The 1,255-nt window shown below is 47.7% G+C and carries 1 protein-coding gene; it reads left to right on the top strand.

The window, feature by feature from the left end:
- A partial coding sequence (locus tag D5270_RS16460; RefSeq protein ID WP_166545097.1) for a recombinase family protein occupies nucleotides 1-1,245 on the top strand: 1,245 nt, incomplete at its 5' end.
- Between the last annotated feature and the right edge of the window lie 10 nt (nucleotides 1,246-1,255).

Here is a 1,255-nt window from a genome sequence, read left to right as displayed (position 1 = left end):
GCTCTTACCAGCTGGGCAAAAGAAAATAACTGTACTGTTGTGGACATTTACACTGACGCTGGTATCTCCGCCCGCAAGCCTGCCCGAAACCGGCCTGAGCTTCAGAGGCTCCTGCGGGACGTGAGCGCCGGAAAAGGGGAGCTTATTGTTTTCACAAAGCTGGACAGGTGGTTCCGCAATATCTCTGAATACTATAAGGTACAGGAGATACTGGAAAAGAATAAGGTTGACTGGAAGACTATACAGGAGGACTATGATACTACCACCGCTTCAGGACGGCTAAAAGTCAATATCATGCTAAGCGTCGCGCAAGATGAAGCCGACCGCACAGGGGAGCGCATTAGGTTTGTATTTCAGGACAAAGTGCTGCGCGGAGAACCCATCAGCGGCAAAGTGCCCCTGGGATATAAGATTGAGAGCAAAAAAATTGTTGTCGACCCGAATACGGCACCAATAGCCCAGGATATTTTCAATCAATATACTATTCTGCGCTCTATAAGAGCCCTTAGAGAGTACATCATGAACAAGTATGGCATTATTTATGCCCACACTTCCCTCAAGGCCCTGCTTACAAATGAGCGCTATATCGGCCATGCCCACGGACAGAACGACTTCTGCCCTGCTATTATCCCGCCTGAGCAGTTCCGGCTCTGTCGGGATATTGCAAAAGAGCGGGGTCAAAGAAATCTCACCCGCACTGACAGAGTATATCTGTTCACCTCACTTGTGCGCTGCGCTGAATGTGGCAACAAACTCAGCGCCCACGTAGTGGCACAGAAATACATTTATTATCGGTGTACTCGTTACGAAAAGCTCCATTTGTGTCCGCACAAAGCAAGAACCAGTGAGCTTATTCTGGAAAAGTGGCTCCTTGAAAATCTAGCAACATGCTACACTCAATTCAATATGTCACTTCAAGAGCGTGCACATGCACCCCACAAGGCAGTGGACACAAATAGGATAAAGCGCAAAATGGAGAAACTCAAGGATTTGTATCTCAACGACCTTATCGACAGAGAGTCCTATGAAAAAGACTATGTGAGCCTGCGCGAAGAGCTTGAAAAGGCGGACGTCGGAAAAGAGAGCCTCCCTGCCCCTGTAGACGTAGAGGGAGTAAAAGATATCCTGAAGGTTTATAACACCCTCTCCCGGGCCGAACAGAAGGAGCTGTGGAACCGTGTAATTGGATATATTTCCATCACAAATGACGGTCATTTTTTTGTGTCTCCTGTTAGCCATATGTAAGGTAACACAC

This window comes from Acutalibacter sp. 1XD8-36 (assembly GCF_009917525.1).
Taxonomy (GTDB): Bacteria; Bacillota; Clostridia; order Oscillospirales; family Acutalibacteraceae; genus Acutalibacter.
Note: the sequence above shows the minus strand (reverse complement) of the source record. Positions and strands in the feature narration are given on the sequence as shown.